Origin of the sequence: Nocardia sp. NPDC057272, assembly GCF_042668615.1 — a bacterium.
GTDB lineage: Bacteria > Actinomycetota > Actinomycetes > Mycobacteriales > Mycobacteriaceae > Nocardia.
Genome location: NZ_JBHUYK010000002.1, coordinates 124,520 through 150,547, shown reverse-complemented (window position 1 = coordinate 150,547; position 26,028 = coordinate 124,520). Strand labels below are relative to the sequence as shown.

The 26,028-nt window shown below is 67.5% G+C and carries 27 protein-coding genes; 20 read left to right on the top strand and 7 right to left on the bottom strand.

Annotated elements, in window-relative coordinates:
• The first annotated feature begins 11 nt into the window (after positions 1 to 11).
• The 5 genes from ACFULV_RS03655 to ACFULV_RS03635 all read left to right on the top strand — a co-directional run bounded on the left by ACFULV_RS03655 (position 12) and on the right by ACFULV_RS03635 (position 3,881).
• On the top strand, positions 12 to 599 hold the full coding sequence (locus ACFULV_RS03655) for a DUF3090 domain-containing protein (RefSeq protein WP_056820470.1): 588 nt from the start codon (positions 12 to 14) through the stop codon (positions 597 to 599).
• 6 nt (positions 600 to 605) lie between these two features.
• Positions 606 to 1,403, top strand: a complete 798-nt coding sequence (locus tag ACFULV_RS03650) for an SCO1664 family protein (RefSeq protein ID WP_378629078.1) — start codon at positions 606 to 608, stop codon at positions 1,401 to 1,403.
• 241 nt (positions 1,404 to 1,644) lie between these two features.
• Positions 1,645 to 2,829, top strand: coding sequence for an alanine--tRNA ligase-related protein (locus ACFULV_RS03645; RefSeq protein WP_378652744.1), 1,185 nt, complete (start codon positions 1,645 to 1,647; stop codon positions 2,827 to 2,829).
• A 120-nt stretch (positions 2,830 to 2,949) separates the two neighbouring features.
• Positions 2,950 to 3,501, top strand: coding sequence for a dihydrofolate reductase family protein (locus tag ACFULV_RS03640; protein WP_378652742.1), 552 nt, complete (start codon positions 2,950 to 2,952; stop codon positions 3,499 to 3,501).
• 122 nt (positions 3,502 to 3,623) lie between these two features.
• Positions 3,624 to 3,881: a hypothetical protein gene (locus ACFULV_RS03635; protein WP_194828263.1), complete on the top strand. Its 258-nt coding sequence runs from the start codon at positions 3,624 to 3,626 to the stop codon at positions 3,879 to 3,881.
• Between the two features lie 51 nt (positions 3,882 to 3,932).
• Here the strand turns inward: ACFULV_RS03635 and ACFULV_RS03630 are convergent, their stop codons facing one another.
• Both ACFULV_RS03630 and ACFULV_RS03625 read right to left on the bottom strand, forming a co-directional pair.
• Positions 3,933 to 4,772 carry an alpha/beta fold hydrolase gene (locus tag ACFULV_RS03630; RefSeq protein ID WP_378652739.1) on the bottom strand — a complete coding sequence of 280 codons (840 nt, stop codon included), beginning with the start codon at positions 4,770 to 4,772 and terminating at the stop codon, positions 3,933 to 3,935.
• Positions 4,769 to 5,191 carry a helix-turn-helix domain-containing protein gene (locus tag ACFULV_RS03625; RefSeq protein ID WP_378652735.1) on the bottom strand — a complete coding sequence of 141 codons (423 nt, stop codon included), beginning with the start codon at positions 5,189 to 5,191 and terminating at the stop codon, positions 4,769 to 4,771. The genes ACFULV_RS03630 and ACFULV_RS03625 overlap by 4 nt, the downstream gene beginning before the upstream one ends.
• Positions 5,192 to 5,486: 295 nt before the next feature.
• Between ACFULV_RS03625 and mshC the strand changes: the two genes are divergently transcribed.
• The 5 genes from mshC to ACFULV_RS03600 all read left to right on the top strand — a co-directional run bounded on the left by mshC (position 5,487) and on the right by ACFULV_RS03600 (position 12,702).
• Entirely contained in the window at positions 5,487 to 6,725 is a 1,239-nt protein-coding gene (gene mshC / locus ACFULV_RS03620) for a cysteine--1-D-myo-inosityl 2-amino-2-deoxy-alpha-D-glucopyranoside ligase (RefSeq protein WP_378652732.1), read from the top strand.
• 143 nt (positions 6,726 to 6,868) lie between these two features.
• Positions 6,869 to 9,322: a heavy metal translocating P-type ATPase gene (locus ACFULV_RS03615; protein ID WP_378652731.1), complete on the top strand. Its 2,454-nt coding sequence runs from the start codon at positions 6,869 to 6,871 to the stop codon at positions 9,320 to 9,322.
• A 108-nt stretch (positions 9,323 to 9,430) separates the two neighbouring features.
• Complete coding sequence (locus ACFULV_RS03610; protein ID WP_378652729.1) at positions 9,431 to 10,216, top strand: universal stress protein; 786 nt, start codon at positions 9,431 to 9,433, stop codon at positions 10,214 to 10,216.
• A 236-nt stretch (positions 10,217 to 10,452) separates the two neighbouring features.
• Positions 10,453 to 11,871: a hypothetical protein gene (locus ACFULV_RS03605; protein ID WP_378629088.1), complete on the top strand. Its 1,419-nt coding sequence runs from the start codon at positions 10,453 to 10,455 to the stop codon at positions 11,869 to 11,871.
• Between the two features lie 3 nt (positions 11,872 to 11,874).
• Complete coding sequence (locus ACFULV_RS03600; RefSeq protein ID WP_378629089.1) at positions 11,875 to 12,702, top strand: Abi-alpha family protein; 828 nt, start codon at positions 11,875 to 11,877, stop codon at positions 12,700 to 12,702.
• 5 nt (positions 12,703 to 12,707) lie between these two features.
• Here the strand turns inward: ACFULV_RS03600 and ACFULV_RS03595 are convergent, their stop codons facing one another.
• Together ACFULV_RS03595 and ACFULV_RS03590 are read right to left on the bottom strand one after the other, a co-directional pair.
• A complete protein-coding gene (locus ACFULV_RS03595; protein ID WP_378629090.1) occupies positions 12,708 to 13,364 on the bottom strand; it encodes an enoyl-CoA hydratase-related protein in 657 nt (218 codons plus the stop codon).
• A 15-nt stretch (positions 13,365 to 13,379) separates the two neighbouring features.
• A complete protein-coding gene (locus tag ACFULV_RS03590) occupies positions 13,380 to 13,988 on the bottom strand; it encodes a TetR family transcriptional regulator (protein ID WP_378652727.1) in 609 nt (202 codons plus the stop codon).
• Positions 13,989 to 14,201: 213 nt separating this feature from the next.
• Here ACFULV_RS03590 and ACFULV_RS03585 point away from each other — a divergent pair, with 213 nt between their 5' ends.
• On the top strand, positions 14,202 to 14,747 hold the full coding sequence (locus tag ACFULV_RS03585; RefSeq protein WP_378629092.1) for a TetR/AcrR family transcriptional regulator: 546 nt from the start codon (positions 14,202 to 14,204) through the stop codon (positions 14,745 to 14,747).
• Between the two features lie 16 nt (positions 14,748 to 14,763).
• On the opposite strand, the gene ACFULV_RS03580 is transcribed toward ACFULV_RS03585, so the two are convergent.
• Positions 14,764 to 16,623: a Na+/H+ antiporter gene (locus tag ACFULV_RS03580; protein WP_378652724.1), complete on the bottom strand. Its 1,860-nt coding sequence runs from the start codon at positions 16,621 to 16,623 to the stop codon at positions 14,764 to 14,766.
• Positions 16,624 to 16,739: 116 nt separating this feature from the next.
• A complete protein-coding gene (locus ACFULV_RS03575; protein WP_378652722.1) occupies positions 16,740 to 17,462 on the bottom strand; it encodes a histidine phosphatase family protein in 723 nt (240 codons plus the stop codon).
• Between the two features lie 182 nt (positions 17,463 to 17,644).
• Here ACFULV_RS03575 and ACFULV_RS03570 point away from each other — a divergent pair, with 182 nt between their 5' ends.
• Positions 17,645 to 18,376: a DsbA family oxidoreductase gene (locus tag ACFULV_RS03570; protein ID WP_378652720.1), complete on the top strand. Its 732-nt coding sequence runs from the start codon at positions 17,645 to 17,647 to the stop codon at positions 18,374 to 18,376.
• Positions 18,377 to 18,400: 24 nt separating this feature from the next.
• Here the strand turns inward: ACFULV_RS03570 and ACFULV_RS03565 are convergent, their stop codons facing one another.
• Complete coding sequence (locus ACFULV_RS03565) at positions 18,401 to 19,426, bottom strand: glucose 1-dehydrogenase (RefSeq protein WP_378652717.1); 1,026 nt, start codon at positions 19,424 to 19,426, stop codon at positions 18,401 to 18,403.
• Positions 19,427 to 19,755: 329 nt separating this feature from the next.
• On the opposite strand from ACFULV_RS03565, the gene ACFULV_RS03560 reads away from it, so the two are divergent.
• The 8 genes from ACFULV_RS03560 (at position 19,756) to ACFULV_RS03525 (ending at position 26,017) form a co-directional block, all read left to right on the top strand.
• Positions 19,756 to 20,544 (top strand): DUF1460 domain-containing protein, encoded by a 789-nt coding sequence (locus ACFULV_RS03560; RefSeq protein ID WP_378629098.1) that lies wholly within the window; start codon positions 19,756 to 19,758, stop codon positions 20,542 to 20,544.
• Positions 20,545 to 20,563: 19 nt separating this feature from the next.
• Positions 20,564 to 21,121 carry an isochorismatase family protein gene (locus ACFULV_RS03555; protein WP_378652715.1) on the top strand — a complete coding sequence of 186 codons (558 nt, stop codon included), beginning with the start codon at positions 20,564 to 20,566 and terminating at the stop codon, positions 21,119 to 21,121.
• Between the two features lie 17 nt (positions 21,122 to 21,138).
• The gene (locus ACFULV_RS03550) at positions 21,139 to 21,684 is read left to right on the top strand and encodes a class I SAM-dependent methyltransferase (RefSeq protein WP_378652713.1); all 546 of its coding nucleotides are present in this window, start codon (positions 21,139 to 21,141) and stop codon (positions 21,682 to 21,684) included.
• A 9-nt stretch (positions 21,685 to 21,693) separates the two neighbouring features.
• The gene (locus ACFULV_RS03545; protein ID WP_378629101.1) at positions 21,694 to 22,146 is read left to right on the top strand and encodes a MerR family transcriptional regulator; all 453 of its coding nucleotides are present in this window, start codon (positions 21,694 to 21,696) and stop codon (positions 22,144 to 22,146) included.
• Positions 22,143 to 22,586 carry a helix-turn-helix transcriptional regulator gene (locus ACFULV_RS03540; protein ID WP_378629103.1) on the top strand — a complete coding sequence of 148 codons (444 nt, stop codon included), beginning with the start codon at positions 22,143 to 22,145 and terminating at the stop codon, positions 22,584 to 22,586. Before ACFULV_RS03545 ends, ACFULV_RS03540 begins: the two co-directional genes overlap by 4 nt.
• Before the next feature lie 10 nt (positions 22,587 to 22,596).
• Positions 22,597 to 23,007 carry a VOC family protein gene (locus ACFULV_RS03535; RefSeq protein ID WP_378629104.1) on the top strand — a complete coding sequence of 137 codons (411 nt, stop codon included), beginning with the start codon at positions 22,597 to 22,599 and terminating at the stop codon, positions 23,005 to 23,007.
• Between the two features lie 55 nt (positions 23,008 to 23,062).
• Positions 23,063 to 25,444, top strand: coding sequence for an ATP-binding cassette domain-containing protein (locus ACFULV_RS03530; RefSeq protein WP_378652710.1), 2,382 nt, complete (start codon positions 23,063 to 23,065; stop codon positions 25,442 to 25,444).
• A 156-nt stretch (positions 25,445 to 25,600) separates the two neighbouring features.
• The gene (locus ACFULV_RS03525; RefSeq protein WP_378652708.1) at positions 25,601 to 26,017 is read left to right on the top strand and encodes a GNAT family N-acetyltransferase; all 417 of its coding nucleotides are present in this window, start codon (positions 25,601 to 25,603) and stop codon (positions 26,015 to 26,017) included.
• Positions 26,018 to 26,028 lie beyond the last annotated feature (11 nt).

Sequence of the window (26,028 nt, the reverse complement as noted above, 5' to 3'; positions counted from 1 at the left end):
AGGAGGTGCATGTGTCACGCGCAATCCATGTATTTCGCACCCCCGATCGTTTCGTCGCCGGGACCGTCGGTGAACCGGGCGATCGTTCGTTCTACCTGCAGGCTGTGCAGGAGCCGCTGGTGGTGAGCGTGCTGCTCGAGAAGCAGCAGGTGAAGGTGCTCGCCGACCGGATGGGTCTGCTGCTCGACGAGGTAGCGCGCCGCTTCGGCGCCGAGGTGCCACCCGAAGGTGAGGACGTGCGCGATGTCGCGCCGCTGGTCACCCCCATCGACACCGAATTCCGGGTCGGCACCATGGGTCTGGGCTGGGATTCCGACGCCAACGCCGTGGTGGTCGAGTTGCTCGCGATCACCGAGACCGAGGTCGACGAATCGGTGGTGCTCGACGACACCGACGAAGGCCCCGACGCGGTGCGGGTTTTCCTGACCCCCATCCAGGCACGCGAGTTCGCGTTGCGGTCGGCGCGGGTGATCGCGGCGGGCCGCCCACCGTGCCCGCTGTGCGGGGAACCGCTGTCCTCGCGGGGGCACATGTGTGTGCGCACCAACGGGTACAAGCGCGGCGAGATCTTCGGCGCTGCTGAGCTCGAAGAGGAGTGATCTCCTGTGCCGGTACTCACCGAAGGTGACCTCGACATCGTCGGCCGGATCGGCGTCGCCAGCAACCTCACGCTGGTGTGTGAGATCGCCGCACCCGAACCCGACGGTGCCCCGCTGCGGGTGGTGTACAAGCCGGTGCGTGGTGAACGGCCGCTGTGGGACTTTCCCGACGGCACCCTCGCGGGCCGCGAAGTCGCGTCGTATCTGATCTCCGAACACCTCGGCTGGGGCGTGATCCCGGAAACGGTGCTGCGCGACGGGCCGCTGGGGCCGGGCATGGTGCAGCGCTGGGTCACCTCGGTCGATAACCGCACCGACGCCCGTCAGCGCCTCGACCTGGTCGATCTGTGCACGCCGGGAACCGTGCCCGAGGGATTCTGCGAAGTGCTGCGCGCGCTCGACGAGCAGGGCAACGAGGTCTCGCTCATCCACGCCGACGATCCGCGCCTGCAGCGGATGGCGGTGCTGGATCTGTTGCTCAACAACGCCGATCGCAAAGGCGGGCACGCGCTCGAAGGTGTCGACGGGCAGGTCTACGGCGTCGACCACGGCATCTGCTTACACGCCGAACCGAAGCTGCGCACCGTGCTGTGGGGCTGGGCGGGGCGGCCGGTGCACGAGTCGCTGATCCCCGACATCACCACCTTCGCCGCGAATCTGCCCGGCGCCGTGGCCGATTCGCTGGCCATCCACATCACCGACGCCGAGATCACCGCCCTGGCCGAACGGGCGAAGGCCTTGCTGGATCACCCGGTGATGCCGATCCCGAACTCTTCGCGTCCGATCCCCTGGCCCGCTTTCTGACAGCAGGTCCGGAGCCGATAATCGGTCGTGCTCCGCCCGGCCCGGTTGCTACATTGCAGCCATGAAGGTCGATTCACGAATCGCTGCCGCGACCGCACGAGCTCTCAGCTCGCCGGTCGCTGCCGCCTGACCTTCTCTCCCACGCCGGCGACCGGAAACGGTCCGCTGGCGTGCGTCGGTCTTGTCGCTGTTCGTCATGGTGGCCGCTTCCGGTCGATGTCACCTCGATGGAGCAACCACCATGATCACCACAGACCAGACCGTTCAGACCTTCCTCGACTATTTCCGCGAACGCGGGCACGAACTCACACCGGGCGGATCGCTCATCCCCTCGCCGGGGGATCCGGTGCTGTTCACCAGCTCCGGGATGCACCCGTTGACCCCGTATCTGAGCGGCCGGCCCCACCCGCTGGGCCGGCGACTCACCGGGTTGCAGCGATGCTTGCGCACCACCGATCTCGACGAGGTCGGTGACGACACCCATCTCACCGTGTTCGAGATGCTCGGATCGTGGTCACTCGGCGACTACAGCGGCCCGCAGAGCCTGCGGTGGGGAGTGGAACTGCTGCGTGACGGCTTCGGTATCGACCCGAACCGAATGCACGTCACGGTGTTCGGCGGTGACGACCATGTCGGGCCCGACCACGAGTCCTGGCGCACTTGGGACGAGCTGGGTCTGCCGGTCGAACCGACCGTCGACGAGAACTGGTGGTCCAACGGCCCGACCGGCCTGTGCGGGCCCGACTCCGAGATCTTCGTCTGGACCGGCGGTGACATGCCGCAGGGCACACCGATGACCGATGACCGGTGGGTGGAGGTGTGGAATCACGTCATGATGCGCTACCTGCGCCATCCTGACGGCAGCCTCGAACCGATGCGACGACCCTGCGTCGACACCGGGCTGGGGCTGGAACGGCTGGTGCGAATCCTGCGGAACACTCGGTCCGTCTTCGAGATCGACCTGTTCGAGCCCTGGCTGACCACCCTGCCCCGAATCTGGGGCCCGCTCGATGATCGGTCGCTGCGCGTGCTGTCGGACCATCTGCGATCGAGCATCGTCATCCTCGGCGACGGGGTCACCCCGTCCCCGTCGGGGCGTGGTCACATCCTGCGGCGTTTGATCCGCCGCACCCTCACCACGGTGTGGCGCGACGATCCGACCCGCACCCTGACCGACCTGCCGATCGAGCTGGTGGACCACACCCTCGGGCACTTCCGGCAATCCGTGCGCTCCCAGGACGTGCGCACCCTGCTGGTCGAGGAGGAACACAAATTCGGTCTGCTGCTCCAGCGCGGGCGAAAGGTCTTGTCCCACCGTCGTTTCAGCGGACCCTTGACCGACGGCGACTACCACTACCTGCACGACACCCACGGTCTGCCCCGCGATCTCGTGGTGTATCTGATCACCGAAGCCTCAGTCGGATGAGAGGGTGCCGCGCTCGTGCTCGGTGTCGCCTGACGGATCCGGTCGGACACCTTCCCGTAGTGTCCGAAACGTCGAGGTGAGGGCCGATGAGTTTCGAGCGCGAAGGAGGTCTACACGGTCATGAGGAAACTGATCTACGGGTTCGGCGTGTCGGTCGACGGTTACGTCAACGACCGCGACGGCAGAATCGACTGGACCGACCCCGACGACGAGCTGCACCAGTACCACAACGACAGATTCCGCGGGCTCGAGATCGCGCTGAACGGTCGCAGGCTCTACGAGCTGATGGCCGAGTACTGGCCGCACGTGCCCGAGGACGCCCCGCCCATCCAGCGCGAGTTCGGCGAACTCTGGACCCGCACACCCAAGGTCGTCTTCTCCCGCACGCTCACCGAGGTCCACTGGAACAGCACCCTGGTCAGCGAGAACGCGGTCGAGGAGGTCCGCAGGATCAAGGCCGAGGGCGACGGCGTCATGGAGGTCGGGGGTGCGAGCCTCGCGTCCGCGCTGATGCCACACGGGCTCATCGACGAGTACCAGCTGTACGTCTCGCCGATAGTGCTCGGTGGTGGCACACCGATGTTCCCGGCACTGGACCAGCGGATCGGGCTGCGATTGGTCGAGACGCGGCGCTTCGAAACGGTGATGCTGCTGCGCTATCAGGTCGACTGAGGTCCGCTCACCGCGGGTGTAGCTGGTGTTTCTCACGGTGTCCGAGGCTCTGTTGCCTGGTCAGCGCCGGTGCTAGTGTGCTCCAAGCACTTTCGTTATCCCCGTGAGATCTGAGGAAACCTATGTCGACCCGTTCTATCGTCACCGCCTCCGCGGCCGCGTTGCTGCTCACCGGTGCTGCCGCTGCTGTGGCCGCGCCCGCGCAGGCGTTCCCCGCCGGCTGGTGGGCTGAGAAGACCTACGTGTGTTCGTCCACCAACCAGGCCGGTGCGCCGCTGCCCGACGTTACGGTGAAGGCCGGCAACGAGGTTGGCGCGGCGTACTACGCGACCCAGCAGCTCGGCCCGGACGCGGCGCAGATGCAGTGCCGCGAACTGTGATGTGAACATGTTCGGTGTCGCCGCACGTCGGGGAGCGGTGGCACCGAAGTCTCATCCCGCGTGCGAGAGCACGAATTCGCCGATCGCAGCAGTCTGATTCACCAGCGCGTGCCCGGCTCCGGGCAAGAGCCGCACCTCGCCTCGGGTGAAGGCACGGGCGCGTTCGGCGGTGCGTGCGGAGTCGAACAGGGCGTCGCGTTCGCCGATGATTATCAGGACCGGGATGTCCACTTCGCGTAGTTGTTCGTCGCGGAACATGGGCAGTTTTCCGGGGCGGGGCGAGAAATGGGTGAACGTCAATTCGATGTCGTCGATGATCGGATCCGCTTGCGCCCCATCGAGGCCGAGGCCGAGGCGTGCCATGTCGCGCACGCTGTGCCTGCCGATCATCCGCAGCCCGATCGCCTTCACGAGCCAGCCGTAGCGGTGCTTGCCCAGTCCTCCCGGGCACAGCAGAACCAACGTCGTGACCCGACCCGGTCTGCGCAGGACGTAATCGAGTGCGGTCCACCCACCCAGTGACATGCCGACCAGCGCCACGGTGTCGAGGCCGAGTCCGTCGACGACCTCGTCGAGCCAGTTCGCGGTCGCATCGCTGTCCAAGGCCAGCCGGGTGGGGGCGCTGAAGCCGGGTTCGCCGGGCAGATCCACCGCGTACACGCGGAAACTTCTCGACCAGTCCGCGATGTCGGCGCGCCAGGTGCTCGCGTTGGCTCCTGAGCCGTGCAGTACGACCAGCGGCGGTGCGTGCACCGGCCCGGAGGCCACGACGAACGTTTCGCCGATGCCGGTGTCGATCCGCACTTCCTCGCGTGGAACCGGCCAGGCGTCGAGGTGTTCGCGGTAACGCTGCTCGACGCGCCGTCGGCCTTCGTCGGATTTGTAGATCATGAGCGCAGGATTCCGTCCAGGTAGTCGAGCAGGCGGGAACTGTCGGCGAGGCTGCCGAGCAGGATCACTTTGAGGCGGTGCCGGGCCGGGTCGTAGCTGGTTTCCACGCGCATCGGCTGACCGCCGCCGCCTCGGGTCCCGGCGGTGGCGGTGAGCAGGGTGGTGATCCGGTCGACGGTGGCGCGGTCGATGTCGTCGATCTCGACGATGGAGGAGGACTCGGCATGGCGACGCGGTGTCGTCTGCGGTGTGGTGATCGGCAGTCCGGTGAACGTCTCGAGGTCTTCGTGGGTGATGCGGTACTGCTTGCCGATGCGCGCGGCGGGCAGTTTGCCGTCGCGCACATAACTGCGCACGGTGCGGACATGCAGTCCGAGCAGTTCGGCGACCTGCTCCACCGAATAGAGACGATCTGTCATGAAACAACCGTAAACGGAGGTACTTATAGGGATCAATAGGGATGTTTTGTGAATTGTGGACTGTGACAATGATCGCGATGGCAACCGTTCGCCCAGGGGGGACCGCACACTGGGCACGACACGCCCGATTCGCCCCGCTACCCCCGTGACCAGCGGATCTGCTCGAGCGCAAACCTTGACGCGGCCGCCGTGACACGTTTGTGTGCAGGTAGCGGGCCGTACCGCGACGCCGCGAGCAACCCCATGGGCCGGGCCGCGAGCCGAGCACCTCGACAGGGGCTCTACCCTCGAAGACATGCAGTCCTGGTCCGATATCGCCCTGCCGACAGTCCCCGGAACAGGGCCGCCGTTGCGTTTGTACGACACCGCCGACCGTCAGATCCGCCCGGTCACCCCCGGCGAGACCGCGAAGATGTACGTCTGCGGCATCACGCCCTATGACGCCACCCACCTCGGTCACGCCGCCACCTACCTGACGTTCGACCTGGTCAACCGGATCTGGCGCGACGCGGGCCACGACGTGCACTACGTGCAGAACGTCACCGACGTCGACGACCCGCTGTTCGAGCGCGCCGAGCGCGACGGTATCGACTGGCGCGACCTCGGCAGCCGCGAGATCGACCTGTTCCGCGAAGACATGGCCGCACTCCAGGTGCTGCCCCCGCGCCACTACATCGGCGCCATCGAATCGGTGGAAGAGGTGGTGGAGCTGGTGCAGAAGTTGCTCGCCGCAGGCGCCGCCTACATCGTCGACGATGCCGAATACCCCGACATCTACTTCCGCACCGACGCCACCGATCAGTTCGGCTACGAATCCGGCTACGACCGCGCCACCATGGAGACGCTGTTCGCCGAACGTGGCGGCGACCCGGACCGGCCGGGCAAACGCGACATCATCGACGCGCTGCTCTGGCGGGCCGAACGCCCCGGTGAACCGTCGTGGGAGGCGCCTTTCGGCGCGGGCAGGCCCGGCTGGCACATCGAGTGTGCGGCGATCGCGCTCAACCGCATCGGCGCCGAGTTCGACATCCAGGGTGGCGGCTCGGACCTGATGTACCCCCACCACGAGTACTCCGCCGCGCACGCCGAGGCCATCACCGGCGCCCGCCGCTTCGCCCGCCACTACGTGCACGCCGGCCTGATCGGCCTGGACGGCGAGAAGATGTCGAAGTCCCGGGGCAACCTCGTTCTCGTGTCGAAGCTGCGCCGCGCCGGTGTCGACCCTGCCGCGATCCGCCTCGGCCTGCTCGCCGGTCACTACCGCGCCGATCGCATGTGGACCGACGAGGTGCTCACGGCCGCGCAGCACCGCCTCGACCGCTGGCGTGAAGCCGTGTCGCTGGCCTCTGGCCCCTCGGCCACCGACACCGTCGCCCGGCTGCGGCAGCACCTGGCCGACGACCTCGACACCCCGAAGGCACTCGACGCGATCGACAACTGGGCCGAACAGGCCATCGCCTACGGCGGCGCCGACACCGAAGCGCCCGCCCTGATCCGCGCCGCCGTCGACGCGCTCCTTGGCGTCGGTCTCTGACACGATCGCGGGTCAGCGCGGCGAGGGCCTTCCTGATGCCGCGGTGACCTGCGCCGACCTGTGACCCGCTGCCGGTAGAGTCGCCGAGAAGTGAAGCGCGGGGCGCTGTCGCGTCGTGTGCACGACCGGCGACAGGAGCGGCGATGCCCGACCCGCAGGATCAACCGGCCTCCGCCACAACCGTCCTGCACGTGGGCGGGCAACTGCGCGCCAGCTCCCACGGGATACTGGCCAACGGTTTGCGCCACCGGCCAGGCGTCATCGCTGTCGACCCCAATCCGGTCGCCCAAACCGTCACTGTCACCTACGACCCCACCCGAACATCGGTCGCCGACCTGCGCACCTGGGTCCGCGACTGTGGCTATCACTGCGCGGGGCGCTCGGTCCCGACCCACGTCTGCGACCCGGCGAGCGAGCCGACCACCCGCACACGGCCCACCACGTACGGTGCCGAATCCGCCACCGCACCCGAGCAGTCCACCGATTCCGTGGTCGGCCACGCGCCGCCTGCGATGCCACCGCATGGCGAGTCCCCGAGTCATCGCGCGCCGACGCGGGATCAGCCCCGAGCCGAGCACGGGGGTGGGCACACACACGGCGGGCACGCGTCGATGTCGATGGACGACATGGCTCGCGACATGCGGAACCGGTTCCTCGTCGCGCTGGTCTTCTCCACCCTGGTGATGCTCTGGTCGCCGATGGCCACCCACATGCTCGGCCTGCACCTGCCCGTCCCGTTCGGGATGCGCGCCGACCTCTGGATGCTCGTGCTGAGCTTGCCGGTGATCTTCTACTCCTCGACGATCTTCTTCACCGGGGCGTTGGCGGCATTGAAGGCCCACACCCTCGACATGATGGTGCTGGTCTCGGTGGGTATCGGGACGGGATGGCTGTATTCGCTGTATGTGACGTTCACCGGCGGCGGTGAGGTGTTCTACGAAGCCTCCACGATGCTGGCGACGTTCGTGCTGCTGGGTCACTGGTTCGAGATGCGGGCGCGCAGCGGTGCCGGCGACGCGGTGACGAGTCTGCTGGATCTGTCGCCGCCGAAAGCCGTTGTGCTGCGCGACGGTCAGGAAGTGCGGGTGCCGACCGCCGACGTGCGGGTCGGTGAGGTGCTGCTGGTGCGGCCCGGCGCGAAGATCGCCGTCGACGGCATCGTGGTGGACGGGTCGAGCGAGGTCGACGAGTCGATGGTGACCGGTGAGAGCATGCCGGTGCTCAAACAGCCGGGTTCGGCGGTGATCGGCGCGACCATCAACACCACCGGCAGCCTGCGAGTGCGGGCCACCAAAGTCGGGTCCGACACCGCTCTGGCTCAGATCGTCGAATTGGTGCAGCAGGCACAGAATTCGAAGGCCCCGGGTCAGCGGCTGGCCGATCGGGCCGCGTTCTGGCTCACCCTGGTCGCGCTGCTGGGCAGCCTGACCACCCTGGCGGTGTGGTTGCTCGTCGGGGCTTCGCTGAGCACAGCACTGTTGTTCGCGATCACCGTGGTGGTGGTGACCTGTCCGGACGCGCTCGGTTTGGCGACACCCACGGCGATCATGGTCGGCACCGGTCTCGGCGCCACACGTGGTGTGCTGTTCAAGAACGCGACGGCGCTGGAGGACGCGGCGCGCATCGACGTGGTGGTGATGGACAAGACCGGCACCCTCACCAAGGGCGCACCCGAAGTCACCGACGTGATCACCGCGCCCGGCGTGGACACCGACCGGGTGCTGGCACTGGCCGCGGCGGTGGAACTCGAATCCGAGCATCCCCTCGCGGAGGCCATCGTCGACTACGCGAAAGCCCATGGTGCGGACACCCTTTCGGCCACCGAGTTCCAGAATGTGGCCGGCCGCGGCGCGACGGCCACGGTCGACGGGCAGCACGTGATCGTGGGCAACCGCGGACTGCTCGAGGCCGACCACATCGAGCTGGGCGAGTTGGCGAAACACCGTGACGAGCTGGCGGCTTCGGGCCACACCGCCGTCCTGGTCGCCGTCGACGGTCACGCGTACGCGGTGATCGCGCTGGCCGACGCTCCACGCCCGACCTCGGCCGACGCCGTGCGGGCACTGCACGACCTCGGTGTCGGCGTGGTCATGCTCACCGGTGACAACACGGGCACCGCCGAACGCATCGCCCACGACCTCGGCATCGACACGGTGATCGCCGATGTCCTACCCGAGGACAAGGCCGACCGGATCGCCGATCTGCAACGCACCGGCAAGAAGGTCGCGATGGTCGGCGACGGGGTGAACGACGCGCCCGCTCTGGCCCGCGCCGATCTCGGTATCGCCATCGGCGCCGGCACCGATGTGGCCATCCAAACCGCCGACGTGGTGCTCATGCGCTCGGACCCGTACGCGGTGTCGACGGCCCTGCGTATCGGCCGCGGCACCGTCCACAAGGAACGCCAGAACCTGGGTTGGGCAGTCGGTTACAACGGCATCGCCCTGCCCATCGCGGCCGGTGTCTTCGCCCCGTGGGGTCTGACCATGCGCCCGGAGATCGCCGCGATGGCGATGTCGGGGTCGAGCCTGATCGTCGCTCTCAACGCTTTGCACCTCAAACGCCTGTCGCTGCCCTCCGCGCCCCAGCGCGAGTGAGGGCCGCAACCTCGCGGACGGGCACGGCCGCACCGGTTGCCCGCAGTGTGCTGCGCTTATACTGTGGGCCACAGCGCAGCTGACCTGCCGTCGATCGGAGAGCGTCACATGGGGTGCTATCAGCGCATCGTCGTGGGAACCAACGGCTCGGAGGCCGCGCAGACGGCGGTAGCGGTGGCGGGGGAGTTCGCGGTGCGCCTCGGTGTCGCGGTCACCGCGGTGAGTGTTTGGAAGGACGCGGGGCGCAAGTCGGCCACCGACGCCGACTGGGCCGAAGCCAACACCCGCGCGGCCGCCGAAGCCCTGCTCGAAGCCGGTGTGGCCGAGGTCGCCCGCGCCGAACTCGACGGCACGGCAGGGGCGTTGCTGCTCGAGATCGCCGAACGCGAAACCGGCACGTTGCTCGTGATCGGTGGCGGCAGCCTGGGCAGTTCCAAGGCGCGACTGCTCGGCTCGACAGCCAATTACGTCTCCCACCACAGTCAGACCGATGTCGTGTTCACCAACAAGGTCCCCAAACGCTGGACCACCATCGGGCTCACCACCGACGGATCGGCGAGTTCGCTGACCGCGGTCCGTCGCGGCTACGAGCTGGCCCTGGCCTTGAGCGCGCGCCCGTTCCTGGTGACTTCCGCCAAGACCGACGACGACGGTGCCGACATCCTGATCGACGTCGAAGGTCAGATCGCGGTCGAGGACCCGGAACTGTTCGGACGCGACATCCTCACCGGGGTCCCCCCGGCGGAGGCAATCTGCAACTCGGCCTGGAAATACGACCTCGTCGTGATCGGCAACCGTGGAATGAGCGGTCCCGCACGTCTTCTGGGCTCGGTGGCCAACAAGGTGACTCACGACATCGACACCAACTTGCTGCTGGTCAACACCACGCACTGAGTCTTCGGCCGTCGCGCGCAGGAGCCTCGGGGAGGTGTCGGCCGCCAATCAGCTGGTGGACACCACGTTCGTGGCGATCGCCGTTCGAGCGGGCGTGGTGAGAGCGCCGAGTCTGGTCTTGATCGGGTGTTTGCTCCGGTTTAGCGGGTAACCGCGGAACTTGCCCGGACCGGGGAGTTCGGTCGCCTATGATGACCGTACGCGCGATGTTCGCCACACAACGGAGTGGACGCCGGATGAATGCTGGGATCGAGGCGGCGGGTTTCTTCGGCCTGCTGGACTGGGAGAAGACGACCGGTCTGAGCAAGTTCTGGGTCGACATGATCACCATCCCGATTTTCAGTGCCATGGCCGGTCTGATCACCAACTGGACCGGGGTGATCATGCTGTTCGCGCCGGTGCGGTTCACCGGCTTCTATGTGCCGGGCCTGAAAACGATCTTCCCGCTGCTGCCGCGCAAGGTGCAGATCCTGCCGACCTTCGCCCCCGGCGGCATCCTCGGCTTCCAAGGCTTCATTCCGGCCCGCTCGGAGAAGATGGCGAGCCTGATGGTCGACAACGCGGTCGCCAAGATCGGCACCGCCAAGGACTTCTTCGACCAGATGGATCCGCGCAAGATCTCCGCGCAGGTCGCGCTGGTGGCGATGCCGAACGTCCGCTCGATGGTCGACTCGATCATGGTCACCGAGCATCCGCGCCTGTGGGCCGACATGCCGCCGCGCGCACGCGAAGCCATCTACACGCGGGTCGAGGCCGAGCTGCCCGCGATCACCGATCGCGCCTTCGATTTCATCGGCGAGAACATCGACCAGCTCCTCGACGTGAAGCTGATGGTCGTGGGCTACCTGCGGCGCAGGCCCGAACTGCTCAAGGACGTGATCTACGGGCTCGGCGCCCCGGAATTGCGGTTCATGATCCGCAGTGGGGTGCTGGGATTCCCGTTCGGGGTGATCGTGGCGCTGTGGTTGTCGTTGCTGCACTACAGCACCCCCCACGGTGACACCCCCGCGGTGATCTCGCTGCCCGGCTGGCTCTACGAGATCCTGCATTTCCTGCCCGCGTGGGCATGGGTGCTCGCCGGTGGCGCGACGGTGGGTGTGCTGGTCAACATCATCGCGATCAAGGTGGTGTTCGAGCCCGCCGTGCCGCAGCCGCGCTACCGATATCCATGGGGGGTCGCGAAATTCGCGAAACGGCAGTACCAGGCGGCAGCGGATCTGGGGCATGCGATCGGGTATCAGATCGTCACCCTCGATGTCGTCACCGAGCAATTGCTCGACGGGCCCAGTGGTGACAAGACGCGTGCGGTCATCGCCCATTTCCTCGAGGCCGAGATCGACCGGATCCTGGGCCCGCTGCGGTCGGTGACCCGGCTCGCGATCGGACCCCGCCATTTCGACGCCATCCAGGCCACCGCGGGCGCGAGCCTGGCCACCGAGATGAAGCCGTGGTTGGTCGAGGACGTGGAGTTCTCTCAGACCACCGCGGCCAGCGTCGACCGGCTCGCCACCGAGAAACTGCGCGAACTTCCACCCGACGAGTTCGTCGAAATGCTCTACACCGCCATCGAACAGGATGCCTGGCTGCTGTATCTGCACGGTGGCGTGCTCGGTGCCTTCATCGGTGCGCTGCACCTGCTGATCTTCGGAGCGTGAGCAATGGAGCCCAACCCTGATCGCGAACCCAGGATCCCGACCGATCTGCTCGGTTTGGCGCGGATCGCGGGATTGTCGTTGCGCCACATCGTCGGCGCGGTGACCAAGGGCGCTGTGCACACCGCCACCGATCTCGTCGACGACCTCCGTTCCGGCGAACCGATATCGCAGATCTTCGACGAGCGCGTGGATCTGTTTCGTCGGGCGGCGTTGAGCGCGCTCGGTCTGACCAGCACCGCCACCGGCGTCTACGGCCCGGTCGAGACCAAGGTCGACGCCGAGGATCTCAAGGCGATGGGCGACGCGATGATCACCGAGGGCTGGGACTCCGCGCAGCAACCGCGTGAGCTGCACCCCTCGTTCGTGCCGATCCTGCACGACCTGACACCCGACGAAGCCCGGATCCTGCGCTTTTTGGCCGTCGCCGGGCCGCAGCCCGCGATCGACATCCGCACCAAGGCGCCGTTCGGGATCGGCTCGCAACGGCTGGCCGACGGCATCAACATGATCGCCGCCATGGCCGGGTGCGCGCTACCCGACCGCGACCACCACTACCTGGGCAACCTCAGTCGCCTCGGACTGGTCCGCTTCTCCACCGAACCGGTCGCCGACTTTCGCCGCTACGCGTTCCTGGAAGCGCAACCACCGGCGCAGGCGGCCTACAAGTCGGTGAAGATGCGGGCCATCAGCTCCTACCGCAGCATCTACCTGACGGTGTTCGGAAAGCAGTTCTGCGACGCGTGTTTCGTGCTGGGCGACTACACCGGGGGCGGTTGGGCAGGCGATGACCGTGGCGACATCTACCTGGGCAAGGGCCCCCGGCTGCCCTGATCCGTTCAGTCCCGGTTGCGGAGCGCGTCGAGGACTTCGGCGAACATCACGGATTTGATCGCTGTCATCGTGGTCTGGTCCTTGCCGCCCAGCGGCGCCACCAAAGCCAGTGCGGTGTCGAGGACTTCGCTTTCCGCGGCGGTGGCATCGACGAGGTCCAATGCCAGCGCGTCGGGGCCGCCGAAGCGGCGGGCCGTGGTCATGCTGGCCACGGCGGTCTTGGGGGTCGTCTTGGCCTGGATGAGCGCGGCCATGCCGTTGGTGAACGGGATGCGGATGTCGGCCTCGGGGAAACAGAAGTAACCACGGTCGGCGCGCATCACCCGGTAGTCGTGCGCCATCGCCACCATCGCACCCGCACCGAAAGCGTGTCCGCCGATCGCGGCGACCGTCGGCATGGGCAGGGTGAGGACCCGGGCGAACAGGGTGTGCACCGCCGCGACGTATTCGGCGGCCCGGTCACCGTTGGCCGAGAGCCAGTCCAGGTCGAGACCGTTGGAGTAGATCTTGCCGGTCGCGGTGGTCACCAGCGCGGACGCGCCCTCGGCGACGACCGCGTCGAGGTGGGTGTTCATCTCGTCGAGGAAGTCGGGGGAGAAGCGGTTCTCGCCGTCACCGAGGTCGAGCACGGCGATCGAATCGTGGTGGCGCAGTGTGGGCATGGGACTGTTTCCTTTTCAGTGGGGACCGAGGTCGAGGACGGCACGCACGGCAGCACGCAGCTGAGCGCGGGCCAGGGGGTCGGTGAGCCGGTCGCGGCGCAGCAGCAACGCGGTGGGCAGGTCTACCAGGCAGGTGGTGACGGTGGCGACGCCGCGCCGGTCGGCGCGACCCCACAGGGCGCGCGCGAGCCGGTTGAGCGCGGCGACGAGGGCCTTCTCGGTGTCGGCGATCTCCTGTGCCAGTGCGGGCGCGATGTCGCCGGCGAGCAGTTCGGCGCGGTCGACGATCAGCAGCAGACGCGCGGAGTCGGGATGGTTTTCGGCCAGTCGCGCCGGTGCCTCGGCGGCATCGAGGACCGCGTCGATGCGGGTCTCGGGGTCGGGCGCGGCGACGGCGCGGTCGATATCGGCCGACTGGAGGGCGAGGAATCGGTGCGCGGCGCGTAACCACGTGCGCGCCAGGACAACCTGGCGGGACTGAAATGTGTGATAGAGCGCGCCATTGGATACTCCGGTTGCGGCGGCGACCGCGCGCACCGTGACAGCGGCGGGTCCGGCGCCGGCTGCCAGCTTCTCGGCGGCGTCCAGCACGGTCTCCGGGTCGTGGGTACGCGGTCTCGGCATGAACAAAAGTTTACAGAGCGTCCGCTCTGCTATTCCATTCGGATGGGCTTTTGGGCCTTTGTGCACGTATTTCGTTCCGCCACTTGGTATTTCGTTGTTCGGTCGGCCCGTTGGAGCACAGCGTAGACAACGTTATGTACGCGCGAGGGCTCGATACGATGGGGTACTGTTCGGATTCTTCGGCCCTGCCCGCACGAACAGAACGGCATCGCGATGTCCCGAGTGGTCACCAAGGAGCAGTACTTCGACACCGCGGTGGCGGTGCTCGCAGAGTTCGGTTTCAAAGGTCTCAACATCGGGGTGCTGTGCCGTCGCCTCGGCGTCACCAGCGGCTCGTTCTATCACCACTTCGGCTCCTGGCAGGGCTTCGTCGACACCCTGCTCGAACACTGGGAGAACCGTCAGATGGTCGAGCTACGCGCGCTCGACGTCGGCCACGGTGACGCCGACGCCGACGTGCGGGCGATGTCGGTGCTCGCCAGCGGACTCGAACACGGCGCCGAAGCCGCGCTGCGCGCCTGGGCGGCCAACGACGAATCGGTACACGTCACCGTCAAGCGGGTCGACGAGTCGCGTCGGCGCACCGTGCACCGTGTCATCGACGGTGTCGTCGACGACACGGCCACCGCCACCGTCGTCACCGAATTCGGCATGGCGATGATCATCGGCTACCAACAGCTCGCCGCCGCGGGCGAATCCACCGAACTCGACCACCTGCTCGCCGAATACGCGCGTCTGATCTACTCCCACCGCGGCTGACGACCACGTCGGTGAGCTAGCCGAGCAGTTGGTCCATGTAGCACCATCGCCAAGCTTCCCCAGGCTCCACACTGCGCATCACCGGATGCGCCGAGTCGCGGAAATGGGCGCTCGCGTGGTCTCCGATCGAGGACTCGCAGCAGCCGATGTTCCCGCAGGCGGTGCACATTCGCAGATGCACCCAGCGCAGACCCTCGTCCAGACACGTCTGACACACCAGCTCGCCGGCGGGCGGCTCCGCCAGTAGCGGCGCGGCGTCCAGATGGGCGCACCCCACCGCACCGGCGGCGGTGGACAGCGGTTCGGCGCGGCGATCGTCGTCGCTCTCGTCGAAACGGTCGATCATCGACTCCTCGAGGTCGAGCCGGGCCAGCACATGTTGGAGGACTTCGTAATCCACCGCCCCCGCGTCGCGAACCTCCAGCACCGCATCGCGTTCGGCGGCCAGCATCGCCAGCCGTATGCGCCGGTACTCCGCGGTCGGTGTCACCAGTTCGGCCTCCGGGCGGCCCAACCGTTCCCAGGCGGCGTTGGAGCGCCAGATCAGTCGCTGTCGCAGCGATTCGATCACCGGTTCGGGAGTGTCGGGCCCGATACTGCGGTCGAGTTCGGCCAGACCGGCGGTCGAAGCCTGTTGCAGCAGATCAGCTTTGGCCAGTGCGTCTTCCTCGCGACTGGGGCCTCGCAACCGCAGCAACCGCACCAGCCACGGCAGCGAACTGCCCTGCACCAGCAGCGTGCCGCCGACCACCACCAGGGCGAGCAGTTCCAGCACCGGCAACTGCGGTGTCGATTCGGGCAGCAACAACACCGCCGCCAAAGTCACCACCCCGCGCATGCCCGCCCACGACACCACCGCCGCATGACTCAACGGTTCGGTCGCGCGCCCGAACAGCCTGGCCACCAGCACGGGCGTGAACACCCACACCGGGCGCGCCAGCATCACCGCGGCCAGTACGCCCACCGCCGCGACGACCAGCGTGGCGTGATCCAACCCGCTGTGCCAGGCGGCGTCGACGATCCAGCGCACCTGCAACCCGATGATCAAGAACACCGCGCTCTCCAGAATGAACTGGATGGTGCGCCAATTGGTGGTCTCGGCGACCCGCGAGGCCGCGCCCTGCCACCGTTGCGCGCCGTGGCCCAGGATCATTCCGCACGTCACGACCGCGATCACGCCCGAGGCATGGAAGTGCTCGGCGGGCAGATACGCCACGAACGGGGCCAGCAGCGACACCGAGGTATCGAGCACCGGGTCGGTGATCCGCCGGCGCAACATCGCCAACGCCGCCGCCACCACGGCCCCGATGACACCACCACCGACGGCCGCGAGCAGGAAATCGCCGCCGATCTGCCACGCGGTCACCGCACCGGCCATCGCCGCGATCGCCGAACGCAACGCCACCAGCGCGGTCGCGTCGTTGAACAGCGACTCGTCCTCGAGCACCGTCACGATGCTGCGCGGCATCCCCGTGCGTCGGGCCACCGCGGTCGCTGCCACCGCGTCCGGGGGAGCGACCACCGCACCCAACGCGACCGCCGCCGCGAACGGCACCGGCAGCAACCACCACACCACCAGTGCTACCGCGAACGTGCTGAACAGCACCAGACCGACCGACAGCGACGCGATGGTGCGCAGGTTGTCCTTGAAATCGACCAGCGAGGTGCGTAGCGCGGCGGTGTAGAGCAGCGGCGGCAGCAACCCCAGCAGCACCACCTCCGGTTCGAGGTGCACCTGCGGCACCATCGGCAGATACGACGCGGCCACCCCGGCCAACGTCAGCACCAGAGGTTCCGACACCCCGAATCGCCGCGCCAGCGCCGCCAGCGCGGTCGCCGAGCCGATGAGGACAACCAGACCGATCGCGACATCCACTCGCGCATTCTCGCACCCACGGACCCATCAGTCCGTCGACGCCGCCCACGACAGCCGCGCCGGTACCGACCACCACGAAAACAGTTGCGGACGACATCGGTCTGTCGCGCCGACCCCTATCCCGTTTCCTCGTCCTTCGCGAGGTGGTCGACCGAGCCCCACACGCGCAATGCCAGTCGTGGGCCCTCACGCCGCCACTGCGACACCGACGCGTTGGGCACCGGCTCGAGCGAATCCGGTACCGGCGCACCGAGTCCGTCGAGGATGTAGCGCAACGACACCACCACCGCGTCGTGGGTCACCACCAGCACCTGCTCGCCCGCGGCCACCACATCGAGCTCGTCGAGGAAATTGCGCACCCGCAACGCCACATCGGCCAGCGACTCCCCGCCCGGCGGCCGATACACCCAGTTGCCGACCAGTTCACGACGCAGTCCCTCCTCGGGTGCGCGTCGCCGGATCGCCCGATACGGGTGCAGTTCGAACACCCCCATCTCCCGGTCGCGCAACCGTTCGTCGACCAGGGTGCGGATCGGGTGCAGGTGCAGGTTGCGGGTGGCGGCGGCCTCGGCCATCACCGCCCAGGTGACTCTGGTGCGCAGGTAGGGGGAGCAGACCACCAGCGTGGGTCGCTGCGTGCCCGCCAACCCGGCCAGCCAATCGCCGAGACAGTGCGCCTGCCACCGCCCGTGGGCGGTCAGTTCCACCCCGGAATCGGTGCCCTGCATCGGCCGCTGCTCGGTCGCCGGGTCGGAGAACCACACATTGGCCTCACTCTGCGCATGGCGCACCGCCCACAATCCACCCAGCGCGCGCGGCACCACCAATCCTTCGGGCACCTGCACCCACCCCCTCCGCTGCTCGAACCCCATCGATACCCCTCGTGCTCGTCCCGTCGTGCCCGGACGCGCCAGGGAATAGCGGCCTCGTTGCCGGCGTTACATTCCCCGAATTCGAACGCCTGTCCAGAACTATCCGGCGGACCACCGCCGCACCCCTCGATGCGCCGCAGGAGGCCCGCTTGTCCACCAGAGTAGAGATCTGGACCGACATCAATTGCCCGTTCTGCTACCTGGGCAAAGCCCGCTTCGAAGAAGCGCTGGCCGGCTTCGCGCATCGGGACGACGTCGAGGTGGTGCACCGGTCCTTCGAGCTCGATCCGACGCTGCCCGCCGGTTCCACGCGCCCGGTCATCCCGGCGATCGCCGAGAAGTACGGCATCACCGTCGACCAGGCCGCCGCCAACGAACGCGGCATCGGCGCCCAGGCCGCGGCGATGGGTCTGCCCTACCGAACCGCAGGCCGCGACTCGGGCAACAGCTTCGATATGCACCGGCTCCTGCACTACGCCCTCGACCAGGGCAAGCAGGAAGCCATGCTCGACGCTCTCTACGCAGGCAATTTCGCCGAACCCGAGCCCGTCTTCGGCGACACCGAACGCCTGGTGGCCTTGGCTGTGCGGGCGGGCCTGGACGAGAACTCGGTGCGTGCGGTGCTGGCCGACCCCGACGCCTACGCCGACGCGGTCCGCCGCGACGAAGCCGAGGCCGCCGCGCTCGGTGCCAGCGGCGTCCCGTTCTTCGTCTTCGACGGCAAGTACGCGGTCTCCGGCGCCCAACCTCCCGAAACGTTCACCCGGGCACTGAACACCGCCTGGAACGATCGACCTGCTCCCCAGCTCATCGCCGACGGCGACAGCTGCGGCCCCGACGGCTGCGCGGTCCCCACGACCGATGCCGCGGCGGCCGACTGACCACCGCGGCCTCGCTTCGGCGAGTCAGGCCAGGTCGATGACGACCTTGATATCGGACCCGCCCGGGTCGAACGCCTCGAGCGCCCTCTCCAGCGGCAGCCGCCGGGTGATGAGGCGTTCGAGCCACGACTCGTCCGCTTTGGCCAGCGCCTCGGCGCCCTGTTCGTAGTGGTGGCGGTTCGCGTTCACCGAACCGAACACGACCGCGTTGTCGAGCACGATATTGCGGTTCAAACCGCCGACATCGACATCGGTGTCGACACCGGGGGTCGACACCCCGGTCAGGCAGACGATCACGCCGGGGTTGTCGATCTCCATCGCGTGCAACGCCACCGCGGGCGCACCGGTCGCCTCGATCACGATGTCGGGGCTGATCTCTTTCGCGGCGGCGGCCGCCGTCCCCGTGTGGAACGTGCCGCCCAACGCTTCGACCAGCTCTTCTTTCGCCCCGCCGCTGGTCCGGTCGAGGACGTGCACGTCCAGGCCGCGTTGCTGCCCGAGCAGTGCCGCCAGCAGACCGATCGGCCCGGCGCCGGTGACCAGGACGGTGCGCGGATCGAACCAGGCGCGGTTGTTGATCTTCTCGATCTGATCCCAGGCCTTGGCGACCACGGTCGTCGGTTCCAGCAGTACCCCGACCTTCTCCAGGGCCGGATCGAGTCGCACCGCGAAGTCCTCGCGCACCACCCAGGATGTCGACCCGTACCCGTCGATCTCCTTGATCCCGCGCTCGACGTACATCCCGTTGCGGCACATGTCCCATTGGCCGCGCGCGCACGCCCCGCACGGCACCGGATCCGGCCTGCGCACGATCCCGACGACGAGGTCACCGGGGGCGAATGCGCTGCCCGCGGGCGCGGTCTTCACCCGGCCCAGAGATTCGTGCCCGAGCACCATCTGTGACTTGCCCGGTGGCAGCCAGCCGTAGTTGCCCTGCGCGATATCGCGGTCGGTGCCGCAGATGCCCAGCGAGATCCCGTCGACGAGCAGTTCGCCGGGACCGACGACCGGGTCGGGCACATCCTCCACCCGCAACGATTGCTTCTGCATGGGAACCACTGTCAACGCACGCATTTCGGCATCCCTTCCGCCCGGACGGGCCAACGGTCGACGTCTGCACGAACCACATCCACGACACCCGGGGGAGCAACCCCATCGCGAACTCGCCGCGAACACGGACTACCTGCGACAACGGTACGCGAACAACCCATCGCCCGGTCGATACGAGACCATTCGCGAACAATCGGCATCGCCGAGGGTAGAACGGCACACTCTTCCATCATCGCGGCACAGGGAACCAGAGTCACCGATCCTGTCCGCTGCCTCGGCTACGGTGGACAGCGCTCGCACCGATCGACCCGTGGCCAGCTGGAGGCGTCTTGCGCATCATCGTCCGGATCATGCTCGTGCTCGCCGCGCTCGTGTGCGCGCTGGCACCGGCCTCGGCCGCACCGTCGGTCGATGACGCTTCCGCACGCAAGATCGACGAACTCCTCACCGTGCGCGCCGAATCGGGCGGTCTGGGCCGTGGCGAACTCCTCGAACGACTCTCCGCGCGGCTGCTCGGCACCCCGTACGGCGCGAACATGCTGATCGGTTCGGCCACCGAGCCCGAACAGCTCGTCGCGGATCTGCGCCGGGTCGACTGCTTCACCTACCTCGACTACATCGATGCCGCCTCCCGCTCCAGCACCCGCGACGAGTTCTTCACCAACCTGGTCGCCACTCGCTACATCGACGGTCGCGTCGAATTCGCCCAGCGCAAGCACTTCTTCACCGACTGGGCCACCCGCGAACGGCTCGCCGCCACCGACATCACCGCGAGCCTGAGCCCCGCCGCGGTGACCACCACCAAGCACCTCAACGCGAAAGCGGACGGCAGCACCTACCTGCCCGGCGTTGCCGTGGTCGACCGTGCCGTCACCCACATTCCCGCGGCCGCCGTCGACGGGACAGTCCAGGCCGCCCTGCGCACCGGCGACTTCCTCGGCGCTTACACCCCCGACGCCGGTCTCGACGTGACCCACGTCGGCATCATCGTCGCGACCCCCACCGGCCCGGTCTTCCGCAACGCCTCCTCGCTCGCGGCGAACAACCAGGTCGTCGACACCCCCCTGACCGAGTATCTCCAGACCGTCCCGGGCGTCGTCGTCCTTCGCCCGCTCTGACCGCCGCAGAGGAATCGCCATGACCACGCTGCCCGACCGCCCGAACACCGCACTGCTCGTCGTCGACGTGCAGAACGGTGTCGTCGACGAAGCACCCCGCCGCGACGAGGTCGTCGCGAACATCAACGCCCTTGTCGACCGGGCTCGCATCGCCGATGTCCCGATCATCTGGATCCAGCACTCCTCCGAGGATTTGGTCGAACACAGCGATCCCTGGCACTACGTTCCCGAACTCACCCGCACCGACACCGAACCGCTGGTGCACAAGCACTACGGCGACTCCTTCGAAGACACCGAGCTCGAGGGACTGCTCGCGGCAGTAGGCGCCGGCCACCTGGTCGTCACGGGCGCGGAATCCGACGCCTGCGTCCGCTCGACCATCCACGGCGCGTTCGTGCGCGGTTACGACGTCACCCTCGTCGCCGACGCCCACACCACCGGCGACAAGACCCGGTGGGGCGCACCGAAACCCGAAGACGTCATCGCCCACACGAACCTGTACTGGCAATTCCAGCAAGCGCCCGGTCGCACCGCGGCCGTGCGCCCGACCGACGAGCTTGACTTCAGGTCGACCTGAACAACCACGGTGGTCTCATGACCACTTTCGGATACGAACAGAGCCTCGGCTACGACCGGCGCGCCACCCGACTCCTCACCGGCCTGTACCGGCGGATCGCCACCGACATCGACGCCCACACCCCCGATTCGGCCACGGTCCTCGACCTCGGCACCGGTCCGGGAAAGCTGTTGTCCCACGTGGCAACTCGTCGCCCCGACCTGCGCCTGCACGGCGTCGACCTGTCCCCGCACATGATCGAGATCGCCCGGCGCACCCTCGCTGGACAGCCGATCGACCTGGCCGTCGCAGACGTCGCCGAGCTGCCCCACCCGCACGACAGCATCGACTTCGCCGTGTCGAGCCTGAGCATGCACGAATGGCCGGACCTGCCCGCCGCCGTCACCGAACTGCGTCGAGTGCTCCGCCCCGGCGGCGGCGCCGCAATCTTCGACTTCCGCTTCACCCGAACCCGCGAGATCCGGCGCGCACTCAGCACCGAGTTCGGCTCGGTCGACACCGAAACAGTCCGTCTGCCTTGGCATCCCGTCGCCGTGATTACCTGCTACCGCGTCACCGCATAGGCTCGGCGGATGGCCGAGGAACACACCACGATCGGTGCGGTGGCGGCACAGTTCGGGCTCGCGACCCACGTGCTGCGCCACTGGGAAGACCGCGGACTGCTCACTCCAGCCCGTGACTCGGCCGGACGCCGCCACTACCGCAGCACCGACATCGACACGATCGCGATGATCGTCCTGGGCAAGAAGGCAGGCTTGTCCCTCGACGATCTCGCCATCCTGTTCATCCGTTCCCCCGATCGGCGCACCCGCCGAGAAGTACTCGAAGCCCATCGCGACCGCCTCGCCGACCAGATCGCCCGCACACGCGCCGCCCTCGATGCCGTCACCCACGTCCTGGACTGCGACGCCGAGGACTTCCGCACCTGCCCTCACTTCCGCGCCGAACTCGCCGGGGTCCTCGACACCCACACCGACCCGCCGGTGTCGGCAACACCGTCCGACGTGGGACGATCGGCTATGTGACCGGCCCACCCGCGAAACCACAGCACTTGCGCGACCTCGCGCTGCTGCGTCGTGTGCGCGACCGCATCGACCGTGAATACGCCCAGCCACTCGACGTCGAAGCGCTCGCCCGCGGCGTCCACATGTCGGCCGGGCACCTCAGCCGGCAATTCCGTCTCGCCTACGGGGAATCGCCGTACTCCTACCTGATGACCCGCCGCATCGAACGGGCCATGGCGCTGCTGCGCCGCGGCGACCTGAGCGTCACCGAGGTGTGTTTCGCGGTCGGCTCGTCCTCGCTGGGCACCTTCAGTACCCGCTTCACCGAACTCGTCGGTGTGCCGCCCAGCACCTACAAACAGCTGCAGGACGAACAGACCGCGGGCATGCCGTCGTGCGTGGTCAAGAAGGTGACCAGACCGATCAGGAATCGAGAAGCTTCCGCTCCGGCCGATAATTAGCGTGGTCGGCATGAACCTCACCATTCACTCGAGCTACCTGCCGCAGGACGATCCCGACGCCGCGCTCGCCTTCTACCGCGACACGCTCGGCTTCGAGGTACGCAACGATGTGGGCTACAACGGGCTGCGCTGGATCACCGTGGGCCCCACCGGCCAGCCCGACACCTCCATCGTGCTGCACCCACCGGCCGCCGACCCCGGCCTCACCGACGACGAACGCCGTGTCATCAGCGAGATGATGGCCAAGGGCACCTACGCGGGGGTCAACCTCGCCACCGACGACCTCGACGGCCTGTTCGAGAAGCTGCAGGCCGGAGACATCGAGATCGTCCAGGAACCCACCGATCAGCCCTACGGCGTGCGCGACTGCGCCTTCCGCGACCCCGCCGGAAATATGGTCCGCATCCAGCAGACCAAGTAAGCCATCGCGCCGGTAGATTCGATATCCGGCGATGTCGACTGATCGAGGGAGACCCATGAGCACGGCCAAGAAGACCGGCACCACCATAGAGCCGGCCGACAGCCACGATCTGATCCGCGTGCACGGCGCGCGGGTCAACAATCTGCGCGATGTGAGCACCGAGATCCCCAAGCGCAGGCTGACGGTCTTCACCGGCGTGTCCGGATCCGGTAAGAGCTCCCTGGTCTTCGGCACCATCGCCGCCGAATCACAGCGCCTGATCAACGAGACCTACAGCGCGTTCGTGCAGGGCTTCATGCCCAGCCAGGCCCGCCCCGACGTCGACGTCCTGGAGGGTCTGACCACCGCCATCCTCGTCGACCAGTCCCGGCTGGGCGCCGACCCGCGTTCCACCGTCGGCACCGTCACCGACACCAACGCGATGCTGCGGATCCTGTTCAGCCGCCTCGGCGACCCGCACATCGGGTCGTCGCAGGCGTTCTCGTTCAATGTCGCCTCGATCAGCGGCGCCGGTGCGGTCGAGGTCGAGAAGAACGGTGTCACCGTCAAGGAACGCCGCAGCTTCGCCATCACCGGCGGCATGTGTCCCACCTGTGAGGGCAAAGGCCAGATCAACGACATCGACCTCACCGAGCTCTACGACGAGAACCTCTCCCTCGACGAGGGCCCGTTCAAGATCCCCGGCTACAGCATGGACGGCTGGATGGGCCGCATCTTCAAGGGTTCCGGCTTCTTCGACCCGACCAAGCCGATCAAGAAGTACACCAAGAAGCAGCTCGCCGACCTGCTGTACAAAGAGCCGACGAAGGTCAAGGTCGAGGGCATCAACCTCACCTACGAAGGACTCATCCCCAAACTGCGCAAGTCGATGCTGTCCAAGGACATCGATTCGCTGCAACCGCATGTGCGCGCCTTCGTCGAACGCGCCGTCACCTTCGGCACCTGCCCCGACTGTGCGGGCACCCGGCTGTCCGCCGCGGCCCGCTCGTCCAAGATCGACGGCATCAGCATCGCCGACGCCTGCGCCATGCAGATCACCGATCTCGCCGAATGGGTCAAGCAGGTCGACGACCCGTCGGTGGCGCCGCTACTCGAGTCGCTGCGCCAGACCCTGGACTCGTTCGTCGAGATCGGCCTGGGCTACCTGTCGCTGTCGCGCCCCTCGGGCACACTGTCGGGCGGTGAAGCCCAGCGCGTGAAGATGATTCGCCACCTCGGGTCCTCGCTCACCGACGTCACCTATGTCTTCGACGAGCCCACCGCGGGCCTGCACCCGCACGACATCCAGCGGATGAACGACCTGCTGCTGCGCCTGCGCGACAAGGGAAACACGGTGCTCGTCGTCGAGCACAAGCCCGAAACGATCGTCATCGCCGACCACATCGTCGACCTCGGTCCCGCCGCCGGGTCCAAGGGCGGCACCATCTGCTTCGAGGGCACCGTCGAGGGGCTGCGCGCCAGCGACACCGTCACCGGCCGCCACTTCGACGACCGCGCCTCGGTCAAGGACTCGGTGCGAAAGTCGACCAGCGCCTTGCAGATTCGTGGCGCCACCGCCAACAACCTCGACAAAGTCGACGTCGACATCCCCCTCGGCATTCTGGTGGCGATCACCGGCGTTGCGGGCTCGGGCAAGAGCTCGCTCGTGCACGGCTCGATCCCGATCGACGAAGGCGTCATCTCCATCGACCAGACCCCGATCAAGGGCTCGCGCCGCAGCAATCCCGCCACCTACACCGGTCTGCTCGACCACATCCGCAAAGCGTTCGCCAAGGCCACCGGCGCCAAACCGGCCCTGTTCAGCGCCAATTCCGAAGGCGCCTGCCCCAACTGCAACGGCGCGGGCGTGGTCTACACCGACCTGGCGATGATGGCCGGCGTGTCGACGATGTGTGAGGTGTGCGAAGGCAAACGCTTCATGGCCGAAGTCCTCGAATACACTTTCGCGGGCAAGAACATCAGCGAAGTGCTCTCGATGCCCGTTGACGAAGCACGCGAGTTCTTCGGTGACGGCGAAGCCCGCACCCCCGCCGCCCACAAGATCCTCACCCACCTCACCGAAGTGGGCCTGGGCTACCTCACCATCGGCCAGCCACTGACCACCCTGTCCGGCGGCGAACGCCAGCGCCTCAAGCTCGCCACCCACATGTCCGACAAGGGCGGGGTCTACATCCTCGACGAACCGACCACCGGCCTGCACCTGGCCGACGTCGAACAACTCCTCGGCCTGCTCGACCGCCTCGTCGAATCCGGCAAGTCCGTCATCGTCGTCGAACACCACCAGGCCGTGATGGCCCACGCCGACTGGATCATCGACCTCGGCCCCGGCGCGGGCCACGACGGCGGCCACATCGTCTTCGAAGGCACCCCCGCCGACCTCGTCGAAGCCCGCTCCACGCTCACCGGCGAACACCTGGCCACCTACGTCGGCGCCTGAACACCCGATGTGCTTCCCCGGGCCACTTTCCGGGGAAGCACATCGGGACAGAACCCGCCACGCGGTGAGCACCCGCAAGATCACTGCCATGCCCGACGCGGCGCCTGGTGACTGATACGCAATGGCGGTACCGGCGAACAGTCCTATCCTGGACCGATGCTCGAGTTCTCCACCGATCCCGCCGCCGTCGACCTCGATTGGCTCCACCACCGGCTGTCCACCGACGCCTACTGGGCACTCGGTCGTAGCCGTGAGCGGGTGCAGCGCCTCGTCGAGAACTCCCTGCCCTACAGCGTGTTCCGCGACGGTTCCCAGATCGCCTTCGCCCGCCTGGTCACCGACCGCACCACCTTCGCCTGGCTCTCCGACGTCTACGTCGACCGTTCCCAGCGCGGACGAGGTGTCGGCAAGCACCTGCTCGATCGCATCATGGCCGACGCGGACGACTGGGGGCTACGTCGCATGGCCCTCGCGACCGGCGACGCCCACGACCTGTACCGGGCCTACGGCTTCACCCCGCACCCGAAACCGGATCAGTGGATGGAAAAGAACTGGCCGTCCAACCCCGCCTGAACCGTTCGGGT

Bases quoted from the DNA above. Each gene is read 5' to 3' on its own strand.
- mshC (WP_378652732.1), top strand. From the start codon at position 5,487: ATGCAGTCCTGGTCCGATATCGCCCTGCCGACAGTCCCCGGAACAGGG.
- ACFULV_RS03605 (WP_378629088.1), top strand. From the start codon at position 10,453: ATGAATGCTGGGATCGAGGCGGCGGGTTTCTTCGGCCTGCTGGACTGG.
- ACFULV_RS03550 (WP_378652713.1), top strand. From the start codon at position 21,139: ATGACCACTTTCGGATACGAACAGAGCCTCGGCTACGACCGGCGCGCC.
- ACFULV_RS03565 (WP_378652717.1), bottom strand. From the start codon at position 19,426: ATGCAGAAGCAATCGTTGCGGGTGGAGGATGTGCCCGACCCGGTCGTC.
- ACFULV_RS03530 (WP_378652710.1), top strand. From the start codon at position 23,063: ATGAGCACGGCCAAGAAGACCGGCACCACCATAGAGCCGGCCGACAGC.
- ACFULV_RS03640 (WP_378652742.1), top strand. From the start codon at position 2,950: ATGAGGAAACTGATCTACGGGTTCGGCGTGTCGGTCGACGGTTACGTC.
- ACFULV_RS03595 (WP_378629090.1), bottom strand. From the start codon at position 13,364: ATGCCCACACTGCGCCACCACGATTCGATCGCCGTGCTCGACCTCGGT.
- ACFULV_RS03610 (WP_378652729.1), top strand. From the start codon at position 9,431: ATGGGGTGCTATCAGCGCATCGTCGTGGGAACCAACGGCTCGGAGGCC.
- ACFULV_RS03630 (WP_378652739.1), bottom strand. From the start codon at position 4,772: ATGATCTACAAATCCGACGAAGGCCGACGGCGCGTCGAGCAGCGTTAC.
- ACFULV_RS03615 (WP_378652731.1), top strand. From the start codon at position 6,869: ATGCCCGACCCGCAGGATCAACCGGCCTCCGCCACAACCGTCCTGCAC.
- ACFULV_RS03545 (WP_378629101.1), top strand. From the start codon at position 21,694: ATGGCCGAGGAACACACCACGATCGGTGCGGTGGCGGCACAGTTCGGG.
- ACFULV_RS03635 (WP_194828263.1), top strand. From the start codon at position 3,624: ATGTCGACCCGTTCTATCGTCACCGCCTCCGCGGCCGCGTTGCTGCTC.
- ACFULV_RS03555 (WP_378652715.1), top strand. From the start codon at position 20,564: ATGACCACGCTGCCCGACCGCCCGAACACCGCACTGCTCGTCGTCGAC.
- ACFULV_RS03535 (WP_378629104.1), top strand. From the start codon at position 22,597: ATGAACCTCACCATTCACTCGAGCTACCTGCCGCAGGACGATCCCGAC.
- ACFULV_RS03585 (WP_378629092.1), top strand. From the start codon at position 14,202: ATGTCCCGAGTGGTCACCAAGGAGCAGTACTTCGACACCGCGGTGGCG.
- ACFULV_RS03590 (WP_378652727.1), bottom strand. From the start codon at position 13,988: ATGCCGAGACCGCGTACCCACGACCCGGAGACCGTGCTGGACGCCGCC.
- ACFULV_RS03600 (WP_378629089.1), top strand. From the start codon at position 11,875: ATGGAGCCCAACCCTGATCGCGAACCCAGGATCCCGACCGATCTGCTC.
- ACFULV_RS03645 (WP_378652744.1), top strand. From the start codon at position 1,645: ATGATCACCACAGACCAGACCGTTCAGACCTTCCTCGACTATTTCCGC.
- ACFULV_RS03625 (WP_378652735.1), bottom strand. From the start codon at position 5,191: ATGACAGATCGTCTCTATTCGGTGGAGCAGGTCGCCGAACTGCTCGGA.
- ACFULV_RS03525 (WP_378652708.1), top strand. From the start codon at position 25,601: ATGCTCGAGTTCTCCACCGATCCCGCCGCCGTCGACCTCGATTGGCTC.